General features: G+C 68.2%; 23 protein-coding genes. 20 read left to right on the top strand and 3 right to left on the bottom strand.

Annotated features, from left to right (window positions below):
• The first annotated feature begins 100 nt into the window (after positions 1–100).
• The gene (locus IT361_13415) at positions 101–382 is read left to right on the top strand and encodes a hypothetical protein (GenBank protein ID MCC6318674.1); all 282 of its coding nucleotides are present in this window, start codon (positions 101–103) and stop codon (positions 380–382) included.
• Here IT361_13415 and IT361_13410 read toward each other — a convergent pair.
• On the bottom strand, positions 379–2079 hold the full coding sequence (locus tag IT361_13410; protein ID MCC6318673.1) for an STAS domain-containing protein: 1701 nt from the start codon (positions 2077–2079) through the stop codon (positions 379–381). The genes IT361_13415 and IT361_13410 overlap by 4 nt on opposite strands.
• Positions 2080–2183: 104 nt before the next feature.
• On the opposite strand from IT361_13410, the gene IT361_13405 reads away from it, so the two are divergent.
• Together IT361_13405 and IT361_13400 are read left to right on the top strand one after the other, a co-directional pair.
• Complete coding sequence (locus IT361_13405) at positions 2184–3269, top strand: DinB family protein (GenBank protein MCC6318672.1); 1086 nt, start codon at positions 2184–2186, stop codon at positions 3267–3269.
• Positions 3266–3649: an ACT domain-containing protein gene (locus IT361_13400; protein MCC6318671.1), complete on the top strand. Its 384-nt coding sequence runs from the start codon at positions 3266–3268 to the stop codon at positions 3647–3649. The genes IT361_13405 and IT361_13400 overlap by 4 nt, the downstream gene beginning before the upstream one ends.
• Here IT361_13400 and IT361_13395 read toward each other — a convergent pair.
• Together IT361_13395 and IT361_13390 are read right to left on the bottom strand one after the other, a co-directional pair.
• The gene (locus IT361_13395; protein MCC6318670.1) at positions 3646–5841 is read right to left on the bottom strand and encodes a GAF domain-containing protein; all 2196 of its coding nucleotides are present in this window, start codon (positions 5839–5841) and stop codon (positions 3646–3648) included. The genes IT361_13400 and IT361_13395 overlap by 4 nt on opposite strands.
• A 150-nt stretch (positions 5842–5991) precedes the next feature.
• On the bottom strand, positions 5992–6360 hold the full coding sequence (locus IT361_13390) for a hypothetical protein (GenBank protein MCC6318669.1): 369 nt from the start codon (positions 6358–6360) through the stop codon (positions 5992–5994).
• Between the two features lie 129 nt (positions 6361–6489).
• Between IT361_13390 and IT361_13385 the strand changes: the two genes are divergently transcribed.
• The 17 genes from IT361_13385 (at position 6490) to IT361_13305 (ending at position 23571) form a co-directional block, all read left to right on the top strand.
• A complete protein-coding gene (locus tag IT361_13385; GenBank protein ID MCC6318668.1) occupies positions 6490–8313 on the top strand; it encodes an ABC transporter ATP-binding protein in 1824 nt (607 codons plus the stop codon).
• Positions 8314–8608: 295 nt separating this feature from the next.
• Positions 8609–10639, top strand: a complete 2031-nt coding sequence (locus IT361_13380; protein MCC6318667.1) for a hypothetical protein — start codon at positions 8609–8611, stop codon at positions 10637–10639.
• Entirely contained in the window at positions 10636–11820 is a 1185-nt protein-coding gene (locus IT361_13375) for an HD domain-containing protein (protein MCC6318666.1), read from the top strand. Before IT361_13380 ends, IT361_13375 begins: the two co-directional genes overlap by 4 nt.
• A gap of 84 nt (positions 11821–11904) precedes the next feature.
• Positions 11905–13446: a YifB family Mg chelatase-like AAA ATPase gene (locus tag IT361_13370; protein MCC6318665.1), complete on the top strand. Its 1542-nt coding sequence runs from the start codon at positions 11905–11907 to the stop codon at positions 13444–13446.
• Positions 13447–13454: 8 nt separating this feature from the next.
• The gene (gene larE, locus IT361_13365) at positions 13455–14309 is read left to right on the top strand and encodes an ATP-dependent sacrificial sulfur transferase LarE (protein ID MCC6318664.1); all 855 of its coding nucleotides are present in this window, start codon (positions 13455–13457) and stop codon (positions 14307–14309) included.
• Positions 14302–14532, top strand: a complete 231-nt coding sequence (locus IT361_13360) for a hypothetical protein (protein MCC6318663.1) — start codon at positions 14302–14304, stop codon at positions 14530–14532. The genes larE and IT361_13360 overlap by 8 nt, the downstream gene beginning before the upstream one ends.
• Entirely contained in the window at positions 14508–15074 is a 567-nt protein-coding gene (thpR, locus tag IT361_13355) for an RNA 2',3'-cyclic phosphodiesterase (protein MCC6318662.1), read from the top strand. Before IT361_13360 ends, thpR begins: the two co-directional genes overlap by 25 nt.
• Positions 15075–15722: a hypothetical protein gene (locus IT361_13350; protein MCC6318661.1), complete on the top strand. Its 648-nt coding sequence runs from the start codon at positions 15075–15077 to the stop codon at positions 15720–15722.
• Positions 15719–17083 (top strand): sigma-54-dependent Fis family transcriptional regulator, encoded by a 1365-nt coding sequence (locus IT361_13345; protein ID MCC6318660.1) that lies wholly within the window; start codon positions 15719–15721, stop codon positions 17081–17083. The genes IT361_13350 and IT361_13345 overlap by 4 nt, the downstream gene beginning before the upstream one ends.
• Complete coding sequence (locus IT361_13340; GenBank protein ID MCC6318659.1) at positions 17080–17520, top strand: hypothetical protein; 441 nt, start codon at positions 17080–17082, stop codon at positions 17518–17520. The genes IT361_13345 and IT361_13340 overlap by 4 nt, the downstream gene beginning before the upstream one ends.
• A 96-nt stretch (positions 17521–17616) precedes the next feature.
• The gene (locus IT361_13335) at positions 17617–19104 is read left to right on the top strand and encodes an aldehyde dehydrogenase family protein (GenBank protein ID MCC6318658.1); all 1488 of its coding nucleotides are present in this window, start codon (positions 17617–17619) and stop codon (positions 19102–19104) included.
• 82 nt (positions 19105–19186) lie between these two features.
• The gene (locus IT361_13330) at positions 19187–19552 is read left to right on the top strand and encodes a hypothetical protein (GenBank protein MCC6318657.1); all 366 of its coding nucleotides are present in this window, start codon (positions 19187–19189) and stop codon (positions 19550–19552) included.
• Positions 19549–20343 (top strand): signal peptidase I, encoded by a 795-nt coding sequence (gene lepB / locus IT361_13325; protein ID MCC6318656.1) that lies wholly within the window; start codon positions 19549–19551, stop codon positions 20341–20343. The genes IT361_13330 and lepB overlap by 4 nt, the downstream gene beginning before the upstream one ends.
• Before the next feature lie 43 nt (positions 20344–20386).
• Positions 20387–21274 carry a sigma-70 family RNA polymerase sigma factor gene (locus IT361_13320; GenBank protein ID MCC6318655.1) on the top strand — a complete coding sequence of 296 codons (888 nt, stop codon included), beginning with the start codon at positions 20387–20389 and terminating at the stop codon, positions 21272–21274.
• A 283-nt stretch (positions 21275–21557) separates the two neighbouring features.
• A complete protein-coding gene (locus IT361_13315; GenBank protein MCC6318654.1) occupies positions 21558–22031 on the top strand; it encodes a DUF983 domain-containing protein in 474 nt (157 codons plus the stop codon).
• An 86-nt stretch (positions 22032–22117) separates the two neighbouring features.
• Positions 22118–22618: a YajQ family cyclic di-GMP-binding protein gene (locus IT361_13310; protein MCC6318653.1), complete on the top strand. Its 501-nt coding sequence runs from the start codon at positions 22118–22120 to the stop codon at positions 22616–22618.
• Complete coding sequence (locus tag IT361_13305; GenBank protein MCC6318652.1) at positions 22615–23571, top strand: D-2-hydroxyacid dehydrogenase; 957 nt, start codon at positions 22615–22617, stop codon at positions 23569–23571. Before IT361_13310 ends, IT361_13305 begins: the two co-directional genes overlap by 4 nt.
• Positions 23572–23581 lie beyond the last annotated feature (10 nt).

The following is a 23581-nucleotide window of genomic DNA, read 5'->3' as shown; positions in this document are numbered from 1 at the left end:
GGTGCCAAGCTACCGGGACGTCGCGGCGAGGGGCAGCACGCCGCGAAACACAGCCACCACACGCTGCGTAGTGACGGCGCAAGACTTCACCAGCCGACTCATGATTGGTCTCATTGCCTTCGCCATTTCGGCCGCGGCCGCCCTCATCGGATACACCCAGGCGCGTGCCTTCGTTCGGGACCGGCTGCGCTACGTTGACGGTGCGCAGTCAGGGTTCGCTCCCATCCTCGCGGGTGCTGGGGCGCTGGCGGTGGGGGGGCTCGCTGCGGCGCTGCTCCCAATCATCGGTGGGGGCACGGCGATCGCGTTCGGGGTGAGCGTGGGCCTCGGCGTGGCCAACGGCCAGCGCGACATTCGACGGGCCCTCCCGCCCGGCGCCTAACGATCAGGGCCGGACACCGGCGTCGCGATCGGTGTCGGGGTTCGATCCGCCAGGAACGCCCGGGCCCGGTCAAGGGCATCGTCGAGGGTGAGGAAGATAGCGTCGGAACCCAGCTCTTCGCCCAGCGCCGAACGCTCCAGCACCAGGAGCGGCTGCGAGTGGATCTCGCTTACCAGCACCAGGGTTCGGGTGGCCTGGCTCCGCCGCACCACATCGCGCAGGGCGCGCAGGCCGGTGGCGTCGAGCATCGACACGTCGCGCATGCGAATGATCAGAACCCTGGGCCGACTGCCAACGGTCAACAGCGTTTCCTTGAACGCCTCGGCCGCACCAAAGAAGAACGCTCCGCTGATCTCGAACACTTCGACCCCCGGCGGCACATCCGATGCCCGCGTCAGTTCTTCGCGGCCATCACGGGCCCTTGAGAGTTCCTGTGTCACCACCGAGACCGTGGTGGCCTCGGCCATACGATGCATGAACAGGAACGCCGCGAGTACCATGCCCACCTCGATCGCCACGGTCAGGTCGACCACCACCGTGAGCACGAACGCCACGAGCATGATCGCGATGTCGGCGCGCGGTCCGCGCAACTCATCGACAAAGGTGCGCCACTCGCTCATGTGGTAGGCGACCACCATGAGGATCGCCGCCAGGGTCGCCATGGGAATGCGCGATGCCCACTGACCGAACAGCACCGTGAGGAGCAGCAGAACGACCGCGTGCACCATGCCAGCCACCGGCGTGCGGCCGCCGTTCTTCACATTGGTCGCGGTTCGCGCGATCGCGCCGGTGGCCGGAATCCCGCCGAAGAGCGGTGACGCGATGTTGGCCACGCCCTGCGCCACGAGTTCCATGTTCGAGCGGTGACGTGCGCCGATCATGCCGTCCGACACCACCGCCGAAAGCAGCGATTCAATCGCTCCGAGCAACGCAATGGTGAACGCCGGGGACACCAGGCGCGTCGCTTCGGTGAACGTGAGGTGCGGGACGACCGGCACGGGCAATGTCACGCTCAAGGCACCAAAGCGCGAACCGATCGTTTCAACCGGGAGGTCCAACGTCTGCACCAGGAGCGTGGTGAGCACGAGGGCCACCAACGGTCCGGGGATGCGGGTGCTCACGCGGGGCCACAGCACGAGCAGCACGAGCGATCCGGCGGAGATCGCGATGGCCCACGGTGTCGCCAGGCCCAGGTTGGTTGAGTACGCCGACAGCTTGCCCGCCAGGTCGGCCGGCACCGCGCCCATTCGAAGGCCGAGCAGATCCTTCACCTGCCCCAACGCGATGATCACGGCGATGCCGCTCGTGAAGCCGGTGATCAGCGGCTGCGGAATGAACTTGATGATCACTCCCATGCGCGCCACACCCATCGCCACCAGCATCACGCCGGCCAGCAGCGTCGCGATGGTGAGACCCTCGAGCCCGTATTCCGTGACGATGCCGTAGACGATCACCACGAAGGCGCCGGTGGGCCCGCCGATCTGCACGCGTGAGCCACCAAGCGCGGAGATGATGAATCCGGCGACGATGGCGGTGTAGAGCCCGCGCTCCGGCGTGACGCCGCTCGCGATCCCGAAGGCGATCGCCAGGGGAAGGGCGACGATGCCCACGATGGTCCCGGCCATGACGTCGCGGGCGAACTGCGCGCGATCGTAGTGCTGCAGCGTAGTGAACAGCTTGGGAACGAGATCGCGCATGGCAGCGGGAAAGTAGTTGCATCGCGACGTGACGACCACTACTCACCGACTTGCCGGGTTTGCTCCGGGGACGGTTCGGGATTCCCTCACTAGATTGCGCCGCCATGCACACGCGACTCCGCGAACTCCTCGACTACACGGATGAGGCCCGCCGTGACCTGCAGCGTCTCCTCGAGCCGCTGGGCCCGCGCGAGTGGGATGCACGATCCCACGCCGGTGGCTGGACGGTGCGCGACATCGTCGGCCATCTGCACCTCGTCGAAGACTCCACCGTGCGGGCGCTGTTCAAAGCCTTCCGGCGTGCGCGCGAGGCGGGGTTGGGACCGGAGACGGCGGAGACCAGCCTGCTCGACTCGCTCGATTGGTCCCGCCTTCCGGTGGTGGTGAATCCGGTCCAGGCGCCGTCGTTCACCACGCCAATGGATCGCCCCGACCCGGCAGGCCTGTTCGAACGCCTGTCGAAGAGTCGTCAGGGCCTGCACACCTGGGCCGCCGAGGCGAACGGATTCGCGCTCGACGAGGTGCGGTTCCCGCATCCCGCGCTGGGCAACATCACGTTGTACCAATGGGTGCTGATGATCGGACAGCACGAGCGCCGGCACCTGGCGCAGATCCAGCGCATTCTCGAAGAGGCGGCGGCCGACACGCCGTTCACCAATCGGGCGGGGAGCACGCTCGAGGAAGGAGCGAAGTACACGGCATCACTCCTCGAACTGCTTGGCGATCGCGACCCGCTCGCGGTGTGGGCGGAATCCGCGGACGCGATCGATGCGCTCACGGCCGGGCTCAGCGAGGCCGACGCGCGGCGCCCCGAAGCGCCCGGCAAGTGGTGCATCGCCCAGGTGCTTTCGCACCTCGTCGATACCGAGATCGTCTACGGCTACCGGGTGCGGTTGATCGTGGCAGAGGACACCCCACCGATCCAGGGGTACGACCAGGACCTGTGGGCCACGCGTCTGCACTACACCGACGATCCGCTCGAGACCCTGCGCAACGAGCTCCGCGTCCTGCGCGGCCGCAACCTGCGGTTTGCGCGCGGCCTGTCGGCAACGGAACGGGCGCGCGTTGGCCTGCATAACGAACGTGGGCCCGAGAGTGTGTGGCACATTATCAGACTGCTGGCCGCGCACGACCTGCTGCACCGGAACCAGATCCGGCGAATCAAGCGCGCGCTCGGGCTCGACGCGTGACATACCCGCTGCGGCGCGTTGGGGACACCTTTGCGGTGGCGCGCCTCGCGCCGAGCGAGGGGTGGCCGTGGTGGGCGACGCGCTCGGCGTTCGCGAGCGTCACGCGCACGCCGGACGAGACATCCGTGGTGTGTGACGCCACGCTCGTCCCGACGACCGTGCGCGCCGAGCGCGGTTTCGCGCTCTACGTGGTCGACGGCCCGCTCCCGTTCGACGCGGTGGGGGTCCTGGCGTCCCTCGTGGCGCCGCTGGCGGCCGCGGGCATCAGCATTCTCTCGGTCTCCACGTTCGACACGGACTACCTGCTGGTCCCTGAACCCGACCTGTCCCGCGCGCACGAGGCGTGGCGCCTGGCAGGACACGAAGTGCGGGAGCGCTAACCCGTCGGTCGATCGGGGCCCCGCGGCAGCGTCAGCACGAAGGACGCCCCCTCGCCGTCGGCTGACCGCGCGACGAGGTCGCCGCCCATGCCGCGGGAGAGTTCGCGGCTGATCGCGAGGCCGAGCCCCATGCCTTGCTGGCGCGCGGGCTCGGTGCCTGCCTGCACGAACGGCTCGAAGATGTCGTCCAGGCGTTCGGAAGGGATCCCGGGGCCCGAGTCGGTGACCACCACGTGCACGTGTGCACCCGTGACCTCGGCGCGCATGACGATCGTACCCTCGACGGGCGTGTGCTTGATCGCGTTATCGAGCAGGTTGAGGAGGATCTGTTGCACCTTCTCGCTGTCGGCGCGCACCGTGTGCGCCGCGTCGGCAAGGTCGCAGCGGTAGCGGAGCCGACGAGCGTTGAGCTGCGGCTCCACGAGCGACTCGATCGATCCCATGCACGCGGCCAGCGGCACGGTGGTGACGTCGTACACCACGCGGCCGGCGTCCAGCCGCACGAAGTTGAGCACCGAATTGATCAGCCCCAGCAGGTGCTGCTGGTTTCGCCGGATCTTCTGCAGGTCGCTCACCTGTTCGGGTGTCACCGAGCCCCGCAGCCCAAGCTCGAGCAGTTCCGCGTACCCGGCGATCGCATTGAGCGGCGTGCGCAACTCGTGGCTCATCATCGCGAGAAAGTCGCTCTTGGCCTGACTCGCACGCTCGGCCGCGTGACGCGCGCGCTCCGCCTCTTCACGCGATCGGTACTCGCCGGCGAGCAGACGCGCGTTGTCCAGCGCCAGCGCGGCCAGGTGGCCCACACGTTCGGCGAGTGCGAGGTCGGTGTCGTCGAATCGGTGGCGCTTGCCCTGCGTACCCATCGCGAGGGCGCCGAGCACGTTGCCGCGCGCCTGCAGGGGAACCATGAGCAGGCTGGTCGTCGACGTATCGTGCACGAGCTGTGCCACCTCGCGCGACGCCTGGTCGACGCCCGTGCCAACCAGCGCCGCCGCATCCGCGACGAGGACCGAACGCCCTTCGTTGATCGGCGTCCATATCGGATGCCACGGCGTCTGATCGATCGGAAAGCGCGCATCGAAGCGGGTGAGCGCGTCGCGCGCGCTCCCCTCGACCGACTCGAGCGCCATGACGCCGATGCTGCCGGTGTCGCGCTTCACGAACACCACGGCGACGTCGGCGAGGTGCGGCACGACGCGCGCGACGAGTTGCGCGATGGTGGCCTGGACGTCGGGCGTCGCACCAAACGCCGCGCCTGACTCGGCCAGCAGGCGCTCGCCGTGACGCACGCGTTCCTGCTCGGTGGTGTCCTCCACGATTACCGCCGTTCCGCCGGTCACCGGATACGCCGAACCCGTGTAGCGCGTGTTGGCATAGACACCAACTGCGACGAATCGCACCGCCTTTCCGGTGCGCCGGGACTCCGCCATGGCTTCGTGCATCGCGCCGCCCTTGAGGCGTGGGAAACACTCCCACATGGACCGACCGAGCAGCGCATCCGGCTCGAGGCCCAGGCTCTGGAGGAATGTGCGCATGGCGGTGTTCATGCGGACATAGCGCCATTCGTCGTCCGCAACGAAATGCATGTCCGTCATGTGGTCGAGCGCCTCGCTGAGCATCTGTGCGGCGTCTTCGGCCTCGCGCCGCGTGCGCCGCTCCTGCTCGAACAGCGTGGCCCGGTGCAGGGCGATCGAAACCTGCTGCCCAACGGCGAGCAGCAGTTCCCGATCGGCAGGGGTCAGTGCGCGGCCGGCGGGGAAGCTGATGACCAGCGCACCATGCAGTTGCTCGCCCACGACCAGCGGCAGCGCCGCGCGCGCGCCGGCATCGGCGCGCAGGGGAACCCCGGGTGCCAGCTCGTGCAGGTCGCTCAGACTCTCGAGGAACACCGGCGAGCGCTCGCGCAGGAGCCGATCAGCGAGCGGGTACGCGCTGATCGGTTGTGGAAAGCCCTCGCTCAGCGCGGCGGGATAGTTGCGCGAGTAGGCGACGCGTACATGAGTCCCGTCGCTGGCCGGCACCAGTACCGCACCGGCCACCGCCTCAAGCAACTCGACCGTGGTGTCGACCGCGACGCGCAGTACGTCGGTGGTGTCGACGAGCGGTGCGAGCGCACCCGCCAGCCGACGCAGGAGAGCGGCCGATGGGGAATCGGCGGCGCCAGGCGAACTCGGCTTGGGGCGGACGGGCATGGAGGCAGCGCGAAGTGGAACGGCGGAGGTCGCCTCCATGTGTCGGCCCTGGACCACGCGCCAAACACTCGGGCAAACCCCAGTTCGTCACTCTGCTACGCCAGCCAGCCAAAGTCGAGCGTCACATCGACCGCTCGGCGCCCCGTACGCTCAGGCCGTGCCGGTGTCCGCCGCCGTCGCGGGGCCGTCGTCGTTGCGACGCCTCAGCCACGAGATCAGCCAGACCACCGCAAGGATGGGGAGCGCGAGCTTGAGAGCCAGCAGGCCCATGCTCGCGACCCAGATCGCAAACGTGACCAAGCCTCCACCGACCACGACGACCAGGAGCAGCGGCAGGCCGATCACCGCGAGCACGATGATCACGGGCAGTGCGAGCAGCGCAAACAGGATCAGCAGCGGGATCCCGATGGCCTTGAGGAGCAGGGCGAGCGGCAGCAGCCAGCCCAGGCTCGCGAGGATGCGGAGCAAGGTCTTGATGAGCGCCAGTTTCACGAGGATTGCCTTGATCAGCGCCCACATGGTGTGCCTCCGCCGTGCACGGGTGTGACCACCGTACGCCGCGCGATTCGCGCGGTTTCACGGGGGCGGCGAATGCGCGTCCAGCGCGGAGTCCGGCTAGCTTTCGCGACGCCTCGACCCGCTTCCGGTATGCCACCGTCAGACAAGCCGAAGAAAAAGATCAATGTGTCCCGGGCCTGGGCCGAGGCCCGCTCGCTCATCTGGGCACACCGCCGCTCGCTTGGGATCGGTTCGGTGCTGATGCTGGTCAACCGGCTCACCGGGTTCGTGCTTCCGGCGAGCTCCAAGTACCTGATCGATACCGTGATCGGCCAGCGAAGATTTGACCTGCTCTGGCCGCTGGCGCTGGCCGCCGGGGCTGCGACGATCGTCCAGGCGATCACCTCGTATTCACTCTCGCAGGTCGTGAGCATTGCGGCGCAGCGCGCGATCACGGACATGCGGATCGCGGTGCAGCGACACGTGATGCGGCTCCCGGTTTCGTATTTCGATGGCACCAAGACCGGCGTGCTGATCTCGCGGATCATGACCGACGCCGAAGGTGTGCGAAACCTCGTCGGCACCGGAATCGTGCAGCTCGTTGGCGGACTGTTCACGGCCGTAATCGCGCTCGGGGTCCTGTTCTACCTCAACTGGCATATCACGGCGCTCACCATTGTGCTCCTCGCTGCATTTGGCGGCATGATGGCGGTGGCCTTCAAACAGCTGCGGCCGATCTTCCGCAAGCGCGGCGAGATCAACGCGGAGGTAACGGGCCGCCTCACCGAAAGCGTCGGTGGCGTACGCACCGTCAAGGTGTACACGGCGGAGGAGCGGGAGGAGCAGACGTTCATCGAGGGGGCGGAGCGCCTGTTCGAGAACGTGCGGTCGACGATCACCGGCACCTCGGCGGTTGGCGCGGGCACGACGGTGATCGTCGGCGTGATCGGCGTGCTGCTCATCGTCATGGGTGGCCAGGCGATCGGCAGCGGACAGATGACACTCGGCGATCTGTTCATGTACGTCTTCTTCATCGGCATGGTGGCGGCACCGCTCGTGGGCATTGCGTCGATCGGCACGCAGATCACGGAGGCCTTCGCTGGGCTCGATCGCATTCGCGAGATCCGCGACATGGAAACCGAAGACGCGCGCGATGCCGAGAAACTGCCGGTGCCGCACGTGAATGGCGCGATCGAGTTCCGCGACGTGAGCTTCGAATATGTCGAAGGCGTGCCGGTGCTTCGTCGCGTTTCGTTTTCGGCGCCGGCCGGATCGACCACCGCACTGGTCGGCTCCAGCGGGGCGGGGAAGAGCACGCTGATCGGGCTCGTCATGGCGTTCAACCGGCCCAACAGCGGGGAGATCTTTGTCGACGGACAGCCGCTCTCCGGTCTCCGGCTGCGCGAATACCGGAGCCACCTCGGCGTCGTCATGCAGGACAACTTCCTGTTCGACGGGAGTGTCCGCGACAACCTCGCGTATGCGCGCCCGAAGGCGACCACCGAGCAGGTGCGTGCGGTGGCCCGCATCGCACACGTCGACGAGTTCGTGGAGAAGTGGGAGAAGCAGTACGACACGATCGTCGGCGAACGCGGCGTGAAGCTGTCAGGAGGCCAGCGTCAGCGCGTCGCGATCGCCCGTGCGATCCTTGCCGACCCGCGCATCCTCATCCTCGACGAGGCGACGTCGAGCCTGGACAGCGAGAGCGAGGCCATGATCCGTGACGGGCTGGGGCGTCTGCGCGAAGGGCGCACGACGTTCGTGATTGCGCACCGCCTGTCGACGATCGAAAGCGCGGACCAGATCCTGGTGGTCGAGGGGGGGGAGATCGTCGAGCGCGGATCCCACGCAGAGTTGATGGCGCAGGGGGGACGCTATCGGGAGCTGCACGACACGCAGTATGGCGTCGAGCGCGACCGCTACGTGAATCCGGGCGAAGACTACGCTCCGTTGGAGGCCGAACCGGCGAATTGACCGTCCCGGTGACGTTGGCGTCGATGTCTGCCAGCTATACGCGCACGAGACCTCATGCGGCCCCCAGGGCTGCGGCCGGCGGGCAGGAGCCGACCGAGAGAGCCTGCTGACTCAAGCAGTTGTGACACAGTGAGTTAGCCGGCGTCGCAATTGAATGGGTCGTGGCGCGCCGACGCGCCGCCCCACGACCGGCGGGACGCCCCGTTGAGCCTGGGCGCCGCTCGCACACCCGACCCGGGCTCTGGCTTCCCGTGACTAGGGTTCGCCCGTCTCGTCTATAGAGGCGAGTCCTGGCATGCCCACCCACACGCCGCCGTCCAGCCCACGCGTCGCTCTGCCGCGCGAACTCCACGACTTCGTCGTGGAGATGGCGATCGCCGTGCACAAGCGCTCCATCTACCCCAAGGGGCACCCGATTCTGCAGGGGTCGGTCGAGGCGGTGTACATGCGGTTGGCCTCGATCCTCGCAGATCGCACCGACGTGCCCATTGGCGTTGCTGACCACCGGCTGATCATCGATGGCGCTGCCTCGGACGACGCGCATCCGCTGCTTTCCGAGTTTGCTGCGCGGCTCGGGAACCATCTCGTTGGAGCGTTCCGCTTCGAGCGCGGCGTCACGCGGGAGGAACTCGATCGCTTCCTCGACGAAGCGGCACAGCCCGTCGACGAGATGGGCGAACCGTTCGGGGCGCGCCGTGACAACGGCAGCGAACACGTCGCCGTTCATCCGGTCGCTTTCGAGCGCCTCGGGCTGCTCGGACACGAGGTGAGTGCCGCGCCCGCCGAACACGAGAACGCGACGTGGCGCGCGCTGTCGTCGGCGGCCATGCGCGGAGATGCTGTCGAGGGCGACACCATGGACCCCCGGATCATGGCCGCCGCCATCGGGGCCGGATCGGGAGACGCCGCGTTCGACACGGCGGTGATCGAACGGCTCGCCGCGCTGCTCGAGGAACTGGGAGAGCGCGCCCACGGCGTCACGGCGGCCCAGCGGCAACGGGTGTCCGACCTCATCGCGTCGATCGGAGAACCGGCGCTCGCGCGACTCCTGCGGGCCGGTGGGGCCGTGCGTGGCGCGCAGGTCGTGCGTACGGCCAACGAGACGCTGGCCTCGCGCGCGGTGCTCGAACTCGTGCGTGCGGCATCGCGCAACGACGCCGTGTCGGTGTCCGGGGCGATGCTGCGCCTGCTCCAGAAGCTGACGACGCGTGCCCAGCAATCCGGTGGTCGCGGCGCCGAAGCCGAGCGCGTGCTCCGTCATTCGATCCGGCGGCTGCTCGATGGGTGGACGCTCGACAACCCGAACCCGGAGATGTACGAGCGCCTGCTCGAACGCGCGTCCACGCCGGACGCGCGCGTGAATGCGGACCGGCGTCGCGACATGGCCGAACCGGAACGCGTCGTCGATATTTGCCTGCACACCCAGCATCTGGGTCCCGCGCCCGAGGCCGCCCTGGCACGCCTGGCCCTCCGCGACGGGCTCGCCGGGGTGATCGCACGCCTCGAGGAGTATCCGCCGTCGCGCGTGCGTGAGGCCCTGGTCGATCGGGTGCTCAACGAGGCGTCACTGCGCGAATACCTGGCGCAGTCCAGACTGGACGTCGCGCTGCTCAGGCAGGCGGTGGATCGCATGAAAGTGCGGGCCGTCGGCGCCCTGATCGCCGCGCTCGAAGGCCGAGCGTCCGACGACGCAGCACTTCTCGTCGACCTGCTGGTGCGCATCGGCCGTGACGTGTTGGCGCCGGTCGGCGCGTATGTGTCGGGCGCGCCGCCGCGACTGCTCCGCCATTTCCTGGCCGTATTCGATCAGCTCGACGAATGGCCGGCGCAGGTCGACCCGTCGTACTATGCGACGCATCCGGACGTCGCGATCCGTCGCGAGGCGATCCGGTACCTGATTCGCGTCGACGAGTCGCACGACTCCGCGGTGGTGACCGCGCTGAAGGATCGCGAGATGAGCATTGTGGCGATCGGGCTCGTGCATCTGGCGGGCGCATGCCCGCGGGACGTCGCCCAGTCGCTGATCGCGCGCTACCAGGAGCCGGAGCTGACGCCGGACCTGCGCGTGCGGCTCATTCGCGCCGTCGGGAGCTCGGCCACGCCGGAGGCCGAGGCGTGGCTCGGGAACCTGTTGCTGACGCGGCGATGGATGGTGGGCCCGCCGCGCCTGCGGAAGCCAACCCCGGAATGCATCGCAGCGGCCGCTGCCCTGGTCGCAAACTATCCGGAGTCGCCTGTCGCCGCCCGGGTGATTTCCCTCGTGGACCGGGGTCGGGTCGCAGAGTACCGCCGAGCGGTCCATCCCTCGGTGCGGGGGGCCGCATGAACGACGTGGTGCGCTACCTGACATCGCTCGCGCAGGCGCTCGCGCAGATGTCCCTCTACGCCGAAGGTCACCCGGCGCGCGATCGTGCCGCGTCGGTGTCGTTTGATCTGCTTCGGGTCATGCTCGAGTCCGATCCGAGACCGACGTTTTCGTTCCTCGGCGCGGAGGTGGTGTACGCGAACCGACCCCTGCGCGACCTCCAGGGCTGGGACTGGGCACGCCGGCTTTCCTCCGCTGGAGTCCAGCGCATGGAGTTCGAGCGAAGCGTCTCGCGCGAGGAGTACCGCGCGTTCCTCGACGGACTGGTCGTCCGGCTCGGCGCGCAGGTGACGCGGGAACTGGTGCTGGACGCACGCACGCCCGTGGGCGGGACCGAAGCGATCCGCTACGGCGCCGTGGGCGTTCGCGGCAACGAACCGGTGGCCGAGGGCTCCGACGATGGCGACTACGAGTCATACGACCTGAGTGAGGAGGCGGAGACCGTCCAGTGGGTCCATGACGAAGTCACGACGCGCAACGACCTCCCGCTGGCCGAAGCCGAGACCGTGGTGCACACGCTCGCAACGGCCATGCACGCCGGTCAGCGCGTGCTCCTGCCGCTCCTCACACTCAAGGAGTTTGACCAGTACACCACGACGCACGCGCTCAACGTCTCCGTCCTCAGCATGGCGCTCGCCGAGTACCTGGGCCTGTCCGGACGCGAGGTGCGGCAGTACGGCATGACCGGCCTGCTGCATGACCTGGGCAAGGTGAAGGTTCCGCTCGACGTACTGCGGAAGCCCGGGAAGCTCTCGCCCGATGAACTGGCGCTGATGCGGCGCCACCCGGCGGACGGCGCGCGCATGATCCTCGAACACGATCACCGGCTGGATCTCTGCGCCGTGGTCGCTTTTGAGCATCACATCATGATCGACGGCGGCGGATACCCCACGCGCCAGCGGCGGTGCGACTGCCATCACGCGAGCATGCTCGTGCATGTGTGCGACGTGTTCGATGCGTTGCGGACCAACCGGCCCTACCGCGTGGCGTGGGAGACGCAGGACATCCTGCAGTACATCGGCCAGCGCATCGGTACGGAGTTCGAGCCGACCATCACCGCGGCGTTCCTCGACATGATGCAGACCCACGAATTGCGCGCCGCGCATGCCGACGTGATTGACGGAGCGTTCGCGGTCGACTGACCCACCGGCCGCTGGGCAGGATTTCGATGCGAGCGGGGACGGAACGATGCCGCCGCTCGGCACGCCCCCGGCGAATGTGGGGACATGCTGGCCGCCGTGCGATCCGCCGCCGTCCTCGGCGTGCACGCCTACGAGGTGATGGTCGAGGTCGACGCGACCCGGGGGCTTCCCTCGTGGACGATCGTGGGCCTCGCCGCGAACGCCATCAAGGAGGCGCGGGAGCGCGTCTCCGCCGCCCTGGGCAACTCGGGGTTCGAGCTGCCGCCGCGACGCTACACCATCAACCTGGCGCCCGCCGACATCCGCAAGGACGGTACGGCATTCGACCTGCCGATCGCGCTCGCCGTGCTTGCGGCCACCGGCCAGGTCAACCCCGAGCCGCTGCGCCGGGTGATCGCGTTAGGCGAACTCGGGCTCGACGGCGCCTTGCGACCGGTGCGCGGCGTCCTGCCGGTGGCGATGCGCGCGGCCCGTGAGCTCCCCGCGCGTCCACTCGTCGTGCCACCGGCGAACGCGCGCGAGGCGCGCCTCGTCGAGGGCCTCGACCTGTGGACGCCGCCGACGTTGCGTGACCTCGTGCGCTGTCTGCGCGCCGGCGTTCCATGCGAGGTCGCGGTCCCCGAGGTTCTGGACGACGCGCCGCCGTCGCACGCAGACCTGGCCGATGTCGCCGGTCAGGAGACCGCCAAGCGCGCCCTCGAAGTCGCCGCCGCCGGAGGGCACGCGCTGCTGCTGGTGGGGCCGCCCGGGGCGGGAAAGACCATGCTCGCCCGTCGCCTGCCATCAATACTCCCTCCACTCGCCGACCCCGAGGCGCTGGAAGTGCTTGCCGTGCACTCGGTGGCCGGCCTCATCGCTTCGAGTTCGCTGCGCGACGTGCTGCGCCCCTTTCGCGCACCCCACCACTCGCTTTCTGTCGCCGCGCTCATCGGCGGAGGCAGCACGCCACGGCCTGGCGAAGTATCACTCGCTCACCACGGCGTCCTCTTCCTCGATGAGCTGCAGGAAATGCCGCGCGCTCGGCTCGATGCGCTCCGCCAACCGATGGAAGACGGCAAGGTGGTGATCTCACGTGCGCAGCAGTCCGTGGAGTTCCCGGCGCAGTTCGCGCTGATCGGAGCGATGAACCCGTGCCCCTGCGGCTTTGCCGGCGATGCACGGCGCGCCTGCGCGTGTTCGGCGGCCGACGTTGAAAAGCACCGCGCGCGCGTCTCCGGGCCACTTGCCGATCGCATCGACATGACGGTCCACGTACCCGCCGTCGCGCTGCAGGACCTCCCCTCGCAGCCGGCCGGCGCCGGCTCGGCTGAGGTGCGCGCGCGTGTGGTTTGCGCGCGCGAGCGTCAGCGCCAACGCTTCGCGACGCAGCGCGGCGTACGCTGCAACGCGCAGGCGAGCGGGCGCTGGCTCGACGTACATACACCGATCGAGCCAGCCGCGCGGACGTTCCTCGTGCAGGCAGCGGAGCGCGCAGGGTACTCGGCGCGGGGGTACCACCGCGTACTCCGCGTCGCCCGCACGATCGCCGACCTCGAGAGCGCCGATGGCCTCACCCGGGCGCACGTGGCCGAGGCGATCTTCTTTCGGGCGCCCGCGCGGGTGCCGCCGCCCGCGGAGCGCGCCTAGCTTGCGGCATGAGCCCACTATCCACCGTCGACGCGGATGTCACGCCACGGGAAGCGGCCCTGCGCGCTTGGCTGCGCGACGCCGGGTCGGTACTGGTCGGGTTCAGTGGCGGCGTTGACTCGGCGTACCTCGCGGCCGTGGCAGTGGAAACGTTAGGCAGCGCACGGGTTCTGGCCGTCGTCGGTCGCTCGGCGTCGTATCCCGAGGCGCAGTGGGCCGCGGCGCGCGACGTCGCGCGCGCCATCGCGCTGCCATTGCTGGAGGTCGACACGCACGAGATGAACGACCCGCGGTACGCGGCCAATCCCGTGAACCGCTGCTTCTTCTGCAAGGGTGAACTCTGGAGCGTCCTCGTCCCGATCGCGCGGGCGCGCGGGCTGGCGGTGGTGATCGATGGCACCAACGCCGACGACCGCGCCGACTACCGACCCGGTGCCGCCGCGGCCGTCGCGCATGGCGTGCGGTCGCCGCTGGCCGAGGTCGGGCTCACCAAGCACGAAATCCGCGTGCGATCGCGCGCGCTCGGACTGCCCACGTGGTCGCAACCCTCCTCGCCATGCCTGTCGTCGCGCATTCCGTACCACACGGCCGTCACGCCTGAGCGACTGCGACAGGTCGAGGCCGCCGAACATGCGCTGCGTCAGATCGGTGTCACGGGTGACCTTCGGGTCCGGCACCACGGTGACCTCGCTCGGGTTGAACTGTCGGCGAGCGAACTGGATCGATGGCTGAGGCCTTCAGCCGCAGAGCGCGTCCGCGCCGCGGTCACCGGCGCCGGCTTCGCGCGTGTGGCACTCGACGTGCGCGGGTTCCGATCCGGATCCCTCAACGTGCTCGAAGGGCTGGTCAATGCCGATGCCTGAGCACGCAAAGGCGCTCGAGGTCGCCCTCGCGACGCGCGGCTTGCCCTGGTCCGTGGAGGCGAGAGACACACTGGCCGTTCTCCTGCCGACCGGACGCTACGTTCCGCTCGACGCCGTTGCGCGACGACACCTGATCGAGCTGGCCAGGCAGCACGGCTTCACGCACGCGGCCGTCGAGATCCCATCGGCCGGCGCAGCGTGGTGCGACTCTTCTTTGGTTTGACGCCTGGTCCGCCGCTCCAGGCGGAGATCGCGTCCGCTACCGCAGCGTTGCGCGAGTCCGTGCCGGAACTGGCGTGGGTTCCCGCGGAACGGCTGCACGTGACCCTCAAGTTTCTCGGCGAGATTCCGGAGGATCGTCTGCCAGCACTCGTGGAGGCCGCGACCGCCGCCGTTCGAGCGGTGGCCTCGCATGACGTGTCGTTCGAGGGCGTTGGCGGGTTCCCGAATCTCCGCCGACCCCGCGTCGTATGGCTGGGCATGGACGCTTCGCCGTCGCTCGCAAGGCTGGCCGGGAACCTCGATGGCGTTGGGGCACTCGTTGGCGTGCCGCTCGAGTCGCGCCCGTTCCGACCTCATGTGACGCTGGCTCGCGCGAAGGCACCGCTGACTCCCAGCGCGGGTGCGAGGCTCGTGCAACGCGCGGCGGAGGTGGGGGTACGCTTCCGCATGCGCGTTCGGGACGTCGCGCTCGTACGCAGTCGACCCGGCGCCGCAGGGTCACACTACGACGTGCTGTCCACGATTCCACTCATCGATCGCTGAATGTCAGGCTGCTTGCGGCAAATAGGCTGTCTCGTCGTCCTGCTCGCCCTCGGCGTCGGCGCCTGGCTCTCGCGCGAGCTGTGGTGGGAGCGCGTGACGGGCAAACCGCTTCGTACGCCGGTGACATGGGTACCGATCACGCCTGACGAGGCCCCGGCGGCCCGACGCCGCGTGGAAGCGCTGCAACAGCGAGAGGGCGAGGTGTTCACGTCCCTCACGCCGGGTGAGGTGGCCGCGCTGATCCTCGGCGCAACGGGTGGCCGCGTACCGCCTGGCGTGCAGGATGTCGAGGCGTCGGTGGTTGGCGACGCCCTGGGCATCCGCGCGTCGCTCGACCTCAGTTCGCTGCGTGCGGTCGATGGGCTCGGGCCACTCCAGGCGCTCCTCACCGCCAGGCAGACCGTGACCATCACCGGCAGGCCGCGCGGGGTGGCGCGCGGGCGTGGAGCGTTCGTAGTCGACGCGGCGACGGTTGGCGGGATCGAGGTGCCGCGGCCACTCCTCGGCGCGCTCATTGCACAGCTCGATCGCGGTTCGCGCGACGTTCCAGGTGACCCGACGCGGACGATTACGTTTGAACTGCCCCCGTACGTGGGCGACATTCGCGTCGCCCGAGGTCGGGTCATCCTCTACAAGTCCACGCCATGAGCCGGCGGATTCTCATCGTTGACGACGAGCAGGGTGTACGCGCGGCCCTGGGGCAGCTGCTCGAATACGAGGGCTACGAGGTCCGCAGTGCCACGTCCGCCGCCGACGGAATCGCCACCTACGAAAAGTGGCGTCCGCAGCTCGTCTTCATGGACGTGAAGATGGCGGGCATGGACGGACTCGAGGCACTCCGTCGGCTTCGGGAACTGGATCCGGCCGCCACGGTCGTGATGATCAGCGGGCACGCCACGCTGCAGACCGCGGTCGAGGCCACGCAGCTCGGCGCCTACGACATTCTGGAGAAGCCGCTCGACACCGATCGCATTCTCGTGCTGCTGCGCAACCTGGGGCAGCACCTGTCGCTCCAGGAGGAGAACGCACGGCTGCGGGCGTCCATCGAGTCGCGCTACGAGATCGTTGGCCGCTCGTTCGCGATCCGCGCGCTGTTGGATCGCATCGAGAAAGTGGCGGGTACACCGGCGCGAGTGCTGATCACCGGAGAGAATGGCACCGGCAAGGAACTGGTCGCGCGCGCCATTCATCGCGAGTCACCACGCGCCAATCGGCCATTCATCGAGGTGAACTGCGCCGCGATCCCTTCGGAACTGATCGAGAGCGAACTGTTTGGCCACATGAAGGGCTCGTTCACCGGTGCGGTGGCCGACCGTGCGGGGAAGTTCGAACAGGCGGATCGGGGCACGCTCTTTCTCGATGAGATCGGCGACATGAGCCTGGCCGCGCAGGCCAAGGTATTGCGCGTGCTGCAGGACGGCGAAGTCACGCGCATCGGCGGGAGCAAGCGGGTGCAGGTGGATGTGCGCGTGCTCGCGGCGACGAACAAGAATCTCGAATCGGAGATTGCTGCCGGGCGGTTTCGCGAGGATCTCTTCTACCGACTCAACGTCGTTCCGCTGCATGTGCCGCCGCTGCGCGAGCGTCGGGAAGACATCCCGCTGCTTGCCCAGCACTTTGTGAACGTTTTGGCTGCGCGTGATGGCGCCTCGCCACGCGCGCTGGACGCGTCGGCGCTGGAAGCCCTCTCACAGATGGAATGGGCCGGCAACGTGCGCGAATTGCGCAACGCGATCGAGCGGGCGCTCATCCTCGCGCCCGGCCCCCGCATCACTGCGGCCGACATCGGTCGCCTCTCCGGCACGCGGCCCGCTGACGGATCACCGCTGGGGGCACTCCTCGACCTCCCGACATACGAGGAGTTCAAGGACGCAGCGGAACGCGCCTACCTGCTGCACAAACTGCGGGCGTACAGCTGGAACGTGTCCGAAACCGCGCGCGGCATCGACATGCCCCGATCGAACCTCTACAAGAAGATCGAGCGCCACGGCCTGGAGCGGGAATCGTGAGCAAGAACTGGGAAGACGAACTGAAGAAGATCGACCGCCAACTGGAGTCGATCTCCGACGAAGCGCTCCTGCCGGCCAAGGGCGCCCCGACGCCGGCGGCCAAAGCGGTCGCCGAGCAGAAGCAGGCCGGCACGTCGACGCTCGGCGTCATGTTGCGGCTGGTGATCGCTTCGGCCCTTGGGGTCGGAATCATGTTCTGGCCGTATGGAGCGCGCTGCGGGCTCCCGCTGGCGGGGTACCTCGCCTCGGCCGGCCTCATCAGCATCGCGGGCGCGTGGAGCGCCGTGTGGACCTGGCGACACCGATCGGGGCGCGGCCACCTCCTGTCGCTGGCGCTCGTGTTGTGGGGCGCCCTGCTCGCCGCCAACCAGGTGCTGCCGCGCATTGGGTACGCGATTCCCAGCGCCGATCATCCCGCCGCATGGCTGTGTGAGTAGCGGCCCCCACGGCGCGGTAAGCCGCGCGGCCGGATAGACTCCTCACCGGTCCCGTGGCACTCGCCCGGGTTCATTGCCTTCCTGGTCCCATACGTCATGCCATATCAGAACTTCATCGCCGGACAATGGGTCGCCCCCTCGACGGGTGCGTACTTCGAGAATCGCAACCCAGCCGATCATCGCGACCTCATCGGCGAGTTTCCGCGCTCCGGCGTCGCCGACGTGGAGCGCGCCGTTGCGAGCGCCACCCGCGGGTTCGACCTGTGGCGCCGCACACCCGCCCCGTTGCGCGGTGACGTGCTGCGGCGCGTCGGCGACCTGATGTCGGCCCGCAAGGAAGAGTTGGCGAACCTTATGACCCGCGAAATGGGCAAGCCGCTTGCCGAAACGCGCGGCGATGTGCAGGAAGGCATCGACACCGCGTACTACGCCGCGGTGGAAGGGCGTCGCCTCTTTGGTTACACCGTCCCGAGCGAGCTGCGCAACAAGTGGGCGATGTCCTATCGCCGCCCGATCGGCGTCTGCGGCATCATCACGCCGTTCAACTTCCCGATGGCCATCCCCACGTGGAAGATGTTCCCGGCGCTGGTCTGCGGGAACGCATGCGTCTTCAAGCCGGCCGAAGACGTGCCGCACACCGGACACGTGCTGGTGGAGATCATGCTGGAGGCGGGGCTGCCGCCCAAGGTGATCCAGCTGGTGCACGGCTTTGGGGATCCCGTCGGCGCCGCGATGGTTGCGCATCCCGCGATTCCTGTGATCTCGTTCACAGGTTCGACCGAAACGGGGTCGAAGGTCGGGGAGACCTGCGGGAGGCTCCACAAGCGGTTGTCCCTCGAAATGGGCGGCAAGAACGCGCAGATCGTGTTGAGGGACGCCGACATCGGCCTGGCGCTGGAAGGCGTGTTGTGGGGCGCCTTCGGGACCACGGGCCAGCGCTGTACGGCCACGAGTCGACTGATCGTGGAAGACGCGGTGCATGACCAGTTCCTCGGGCTGCTCGTCGACAGGGTGAAGGGATTGCGCCTCGGTGACGGGCGACGGACGGGGACCGATGTGGGGCCCCTCATTCACGAGGAGGCGCTACGCAAGGTGGAGCGATATGTGGAGATCGGCCGCGGGGAAGGCGCGCGGCTGGTGACAGGTGGTGCACGGGCGACCGCGGGTGACCTCGCTCACGGATGGTTCTTCGAGCCGACGATCTTCACCGACGTCAAGGCCGGGTCGCGCCTGGAGCAGGAAGAAATCTTCGGACCCCTGCTTTCCGTGGTTCGGGTGTCCAACGCCGAGGAGGCGTTTACCGTCAACAACGGGGTGCGCTACGGATTGTCGTCATCGGTGTACACGACGAGTGTCCTGCACTCCTTCCGCGCGCTCGCGGAGCTGGACAACGGGATCACATACGTCAACGCACCGACGATCGGTGCCGAGGCGCACCTGCCGTTCGGCGGCGTGAAGCAGACGGGCAATGGGCACCGCGAAGGGGGCTGGGAGGTGTACGAGTTCTACTCGGAAACCAAGGTGTGTTACGTGGACTACTCCGGCAGTCTGCAGCGGGCACAGATCGACACGTACGACGCATGATCGACGGTCGCCGCGCACGGCACGCCGCGCCGGTTGAGACTCCCTACCGTCCCTCTCGGAGGGCGCATTAATTCCGACGACGATGGTGCTGTCTTCCGCCGAGCGTGACGAGTTGATCCGGCGCGTGACCGAGAGGGTCGCGCACCGGCACGGTCGCGATGCGCTCATTGCCTCGGTGGTGGACCGCGTGGTCGGGGCGCTGGCGGAACGCGACATCCCGCCCGCACCCGCCACGGACCAGACGGTCGTGGTCAGCGCCGAGAGCATGCCCGACGTCGCCTCCCGTCTCAAGGCGGCCATGCCTGGCGTGACGCTCGAGGACGTCGCCGTCGCGAGCGAAGGTCGACACCATGTTCTCGTGGCGCGAGCCAGCGGCGCGACCCTGGACGCGATCCGTGCGGCCGCCGAGGCGATCGGCGCGCGCATCGTGCTCGGAGCCCGCGCATGAGCGAGGTCGTGAGCCCCGTCAAACCCACGGCCGAAGGGCCGGCGATCGATATCACCGCCGAGCAGCGTGCCGACGCGCTGGCTCGCGTCAACCAGCCACGCATCCAGCCGGCGGCGTTCCTGTGGGAGTGGGCCCGTTCGCTGAGCGTGGCGCTCTTCCTGTTCCTGTTCCTCCACGTGTTCATCATGGAGGCGTTCAAGATCCCGAGCGGTTCCATGGAAAGCACGCTGCGCGTTGGCGATTTTCTCCTCGTGAACAAGCTTGTGTACGGCGCCGAGCTGCCAGTCGGCGGCAAGCGTCTCCCAGCCATCCGGCAGCCGCAGCGCGGGGACGTGATCGTCTTCAAGTGGCCGCCCGATCCGTCCAAGAACTTCGTGAAGCGCCTCGTAGGGCTCCCCGGCGACACGCTCGCCATGGCCGAGGGCGTGCTCGTGCGCAACGGGGTTCGCGTCACCGAGCGCTATGTCGTGCGATCGGAGCCCGACGACGACGTCTCGGGCGAAGCCTTCCGCTGGCAGCGTGACCACCTCGTGAAGACCGCGCAGGCGTCCGTGTCATACCATCCGTCGCGCAACAACTGGGGCCCGATCGTGGTGCCGCCGCACCGCTATTTTGTCCTCGGTGACAATCGCGACAATTCGCTCGATAGCCGCTACTGGGGATTCGTGCCGGACTCGCTGGTGCGCGGGCAGCCCATGGTGGTGTATTACAGCTACCAGCCGGACTCCGCCGTCCGCTTCGACTGGCTGACCAGGGTCCGCTGGGACCGTCTTGGCGAGCGCATACACTAGCCGTGCCTCTGTGACCGATTCGTACCTCCCCGAGACGCCTGAGGTGCCCTCCGTCCGCCGCAAGGCGACGGGAGGGGCGCGCAGCGGCGCTCGGCGCTCCGCCTTCGACGAAGGCTCCCTCGATCAGTACCTCCGCGACATCAGTGCGTACCCGCTGATCACACGTGACGAAGAGGTTGCGCTCGCCCAATCGATCCGCGCCGGCGATCAGGAAGCGCTCGACAAGCTCGTCCGCTCGAATCTGCGTTTCGTCGTGTCGGTGGCAAAGAAGTACCAGAACCAGGGCGTGTCGCTCTCGGACCTGATCAACGAGGGCAACCTTGGCCTCATCCGCGCCGCCCACAAATTCGACGAAACCAAAGGCATCAAGTTCATCTCGTACGCGGTGTGGTGGATCCGTCAGGCGATTCTGCAGGCGCTGGCCGAGCAGTCGCGCATCGTGCGTGTGCCGCTCAATCGCGCTGGCACGCTGCACCGGATCGGGAAGCGGGCCAACATGCTGCTGCAGGAACTTGGGCGCGAGGCGACGCACGCGGAAATCGCCGACGGCATGGACATCAGCGAAGAAGAAGTCGCCAAGACGATGTCCATTTCGCAGGCGCACCTTTCGCTCGATGCGCCGCTGACGCCGGGCGAAGACAACAAGCTGCTCGACTACCTCCCCGACAATCTCAATCCCACGCCGGACGAGCAGACGTTCGAGAAAGCGCTCACCGAGTCGATCGAAGAGGCGCTGGGGAGTCTCAAGGAGCGCGAAGCCAAGATCCTGCGCCTGTACTTCGGGCTCGACGGCGAGGAGCCGATGACCCTGGAGCAGATCGGCGCGCTGCTGGGGATCACCCGCGAGCGCGTGCGACAGATCAAGGAGAAGGCCCTGTCACGCCTGCGCCACGTGAGCCGGGCACGGGCGCTGGAGTCGTTCCTCGGCTAGGCCCCGGGGTACGGCTGAGGACGTGAAGTCAAAGGCTCGCACCAGGTCCTCCTGCGCAAACCGGCCAGGCAGAGACGGCTGGCATGCGAGGCCACGCATGAAGGTGGCTTCCACAGCAGGCGCGGATTCGGGGTTGGCTGGTGCCATGGACCTCCGCCGACGGTCCGTCAACGACGTGCTGCGATGTCCGCATCCTCGCGATGCTCCGCTTCCGTTGGCCGAGTGCTGCGTTCAAGGGAGGCCTACCAGCCGAGCGCGAGGCGTCGCGCGTTAGCTTCCCCGGGTGCAGATGACGGACGATCCTCGCGGCCCGCTGGGCGCGGTGCCCGACGCCGATTCGGTCAACCGTGGGGAGATCAACAGCGACCTCACACTCACCGTGCCGAGCGCGGGTGGTGTACTGCGCCTGCTGGCGCGGTCGCTGACGCTGCGGTGCCCGCACTGCGGAGGTCGCCCAATCCTGGTGCACTGGTTCCGGCTGCGCCAACGGTGTGGTGCCTGCCACGAGCTGCTCGAGCGAGGGGAGCACGACTACTTCCTCGGCGCGATGCTGTTCAACCTGCTGCTCGGGGAGTTCATCTTCACAGCGGTCTTCGTCACGATCCTCTTGTCGCGCTGGCCGGCGGTTCCCTGGGACGCCATTCAGGTGCTCGCGCCATTGGGCATGATCGTGGCCCCGCTGCTCACCTATCCGTTCTCGAAGGTGCTCTGGCTGAGCTTTGATCTGGCGCTGCGACCAGGTCCGGGGAGCCGGTAAGGTCAGCCAGGCAACTGGCGGCCGCCCCGTGGCTTCATGAGGTCAGCCTCCACGCGCCAAACCCCCGAGGCGCCTAGTTTTCCCGCATGGCTGACAACAACTCGTTTGACGTGACCACCGGCGTGGACCTTCAGGAGGTCGACAACGCCGTCAACCAGGCGCAGAAGGAGATCGCCCAGCGCTACGACTTCAAGGGCTCGAAGGCCGCGATCGAGTTCAATCGCGCCGAGGGAAAGCTCAGGCTCGTGGCTGACGACGACTTCAGGATGCGGGCGCTGTACGACGTGCTGCAGACGAAGCTCATCAAGCGCGGCGTGCCGGTGAAGAACCTCGACGAGGGCGAGACGATTCCTGCGGGCGGCGACACGGTGCGCAAGGAGATCGGGCTCAAGATGGCGCTCGATTCCGAGACGGCGAAGAAAGTCGCGGCGGCCATCAAGGAGGCGAAGCTCAGGAAGGTGCAGGCGGCGATCCAGGGCGAGCAGGTTCGCGTCAGCTCGCCGTCGCGCGACGAGTTGCAGGCCGCGATCGCCCTGTTGCGCGGGAAGGATTTCGGCGTGGAGCTCAAGTTCGGGAACTATCGATGAGCATGTTCCCGCTGCCGTTTGCCCCGCGTCGCATCGTGATCGGCGCGAACGCGCACCAGGAGATCGCCGCGTGGATCGGCTCCCGGCGCCCGGATCTCGAGATTCGCGGGGCCCGCATGGTTGACGTAACGCAGGCTGATCTCGAGTGGGCTGAGGCGTACGTCGGTTTTCGTCGCCCGCCGTCGGCGTCGTCCCTCGGAAAGGTGCGGTGGGTGCACTGCACAGGCGCCGGCGTCGATGCCTGGATGTCCCCGGAGATCGATCGCGGGGTCCTGCTCACGCGGACGCCGGAATCCTTTGGCCCCGCGATCGCCGAGTGGGCGGTCGCGCGGGTGCTCGCGTTCCAGCAGCAGTTGCCCGAGGTCATGCGCGCACAGAGCGAACGCCGCTGGGAGCCGCGCGAGATTCGCCCGGTGGCCGGGACGCGTGCGCTGCTGGTGGGGACCGGCGACGTGGGCAGCGCGATCGCGCGCCAGTTTGCCGCGTTAGGTATCCGCGTGACCGGCGTATCCCGCACGGGGCGCTCGGAGGAGTCGGCGTTCGCGGCGGTGTATCCGGTCGACGCCCTGCCGCACCTGGTGGCCGATGCCGACTGGATCGTGCTCACGCTGCCCATCACACCCGCCACGCGCGGCCTGTTCTCGCGTGACATGCTCTCGCGCTGTCGTGGCGCCGTACTGCTCAACGCGGGCCGTGGTCCGGTCGTGGAGGAGGCGGTGCTCCCCGAGGCCCTCGCGGCGGGATGGCTCCGCGGGGCGGCGCTCGACGTCTTCGAGGTCGAGCCCCTGCCGACCGACTCGCCCCTCTGGTCCCATCCGCGCGTGCTCGTGTCGCCGCACATCTCCGGGCTGACCACGTCCGACGGCGCCGGCGCCGGGTTTCTCGAGTGCCTCGAAGGACTGGAGGCCGGCGTGCTTCCGCGGTGGGTCGTCGATCGCGTGCGCGGCTACTGACGTCGACCTC

The organism is Gemmatimonadaceae bacterium (genome assembly GCA_020846935.1).
GTDB lineage: Bacteria > Gemmatimonadota > Gemmatimonadetes > Gemmatimonadales > Gemmatimonadaceae > RBC101.
Note: the sequence above shows the minus strand (reverse complement) of the source record. Positions and strands in the feature narration are given on the sequence as shown.

Excerpts from the sequence above, each read along its gene's own strand:
- larE (MCC6318664.1), top strand. The coding sequence starts at position 13,455 with ATGAGCCCACTATCCACCGTCGACGCGGATGTCACGCCACGGGAAGCG.
- IT361_13375 (MCC6318666.1), top strand. The coding sequence starts at position 10,636 with ATGAACGACGTGGTGCGCTACCTGACATCGCTCGCGCAGGCGCTCGCG.
- IT361_13345 (MCC6318660.1), top strand. The coding sequence starts at position 15,719 with ATGAGCCGGCGGATTCTCATCGTTGACGACGAGCAGGGTGTACGCGCG.
- IT361_13395 (MCC6318670.1), bottom strand. The coding sequence starts at position 5,841 with ATGCCCGTCCGCCCCAAGCCGAGTTCGCCTGGCGCCGCCGATTCCCCA.
- IT361_13310 (MCC6318653.1), top strand. The coding sequence starts at position 22,118 with ATGGCTGACAACAACTCGTTTGACGTGACCACCGGCGTGGACCTTCAG.
- IT361_13350 (MCC6318661.1), top strand. The coding sequence starts at position 15,075 with ATGTCAGGCTGCTTGCGGCAAATAGGCTGTCTCGTCGTCCTGCTCGCC.
- IT361_13410 (MCC6318673.1), bottom strand. The coding sequence starts at position 2,079 with ATGCGCGATCTCGTTCCCAAGCTGTTCACTACGCTGCAGCACTACGAT.
- IT361_13335 (MCC6318658.1), top strand. The coding sequence starts at position 17,617 with ATGCCATATCAGAACTTCATCGCCGGACAATGGGTCGCCCCCTCGACG.
- lepB (MCC6318656.1), top strand. The coding sequence starts at position 19,549 with ATGAGCGAGGTCGTGAGCCCCGTCAAACCCACGGCCGAAGGGCCGGCG.
- IT361_13390 (MCC6318669.1), bottom strand. The coding sequence starts at position 6,360 with ATGTGGGCGCTGATCAAGGCAATCCTCGTGAAACTGGCGCTCATCAAG.
- IT361_13380 (MCC6318667.1), top strand. The coding sequence starts at position 8,609 with ATGCCCACCCACACGCCGCCGTCCAGCCCACGCGTCGCTCTGCCGCGC.
- IT361_13305 (MCC6318652.1), top strand. The coding sequence starts at position 22,615 with ATGAGCATGTTCCCGCTGCCGTTTGCCCCGCGTCGCATCGTGATCGGC.
- IT361_13360 (MCC6318663.1), top strand. The coding sequence starts at position 14,302 with ATGCCTGAGCACGCAAAGGCGCTCGAGGTCGCCCTCGCGACGCGCGGC.
- IT361_13415 (MCC6318674.1), top strand. The coding sequence starts at position 101 with ATGATTGGTCTCATTGCCTTCGCCATTTCGGCCGCGGCCGCCCTCATC.
- IT361_13385 (MCC6318668.1), top strand. The coding sequence starts at position 6,490 with ATGCCACCGTCAGACAAGCCGAAGAAAAAGATCAATGTGTCCCGGGCC.
- IT361_13405 (MCC6318672.1), top strand. The coding sequence starts at position 2,184 with ATGCACACGCGACTCCGCGAACTCCTCGACTACACGGATGAGGCCCGC.
- IT361_13330 (MCC6318657.1), top strand. The coding sequence starts at position 19,187 with ATGGTGCTGTCTTCCGCCGAGCGTGACGAGTTGATCCGGCGCGTGACC.
- IT361_13370 (MCC6318665.1), top strand. The coding sequence starts at position 11,905 with ATGCTGGCCGCCGTGCGATCCGCCGCCGTCCTCGGCGTGCACGCCTAC.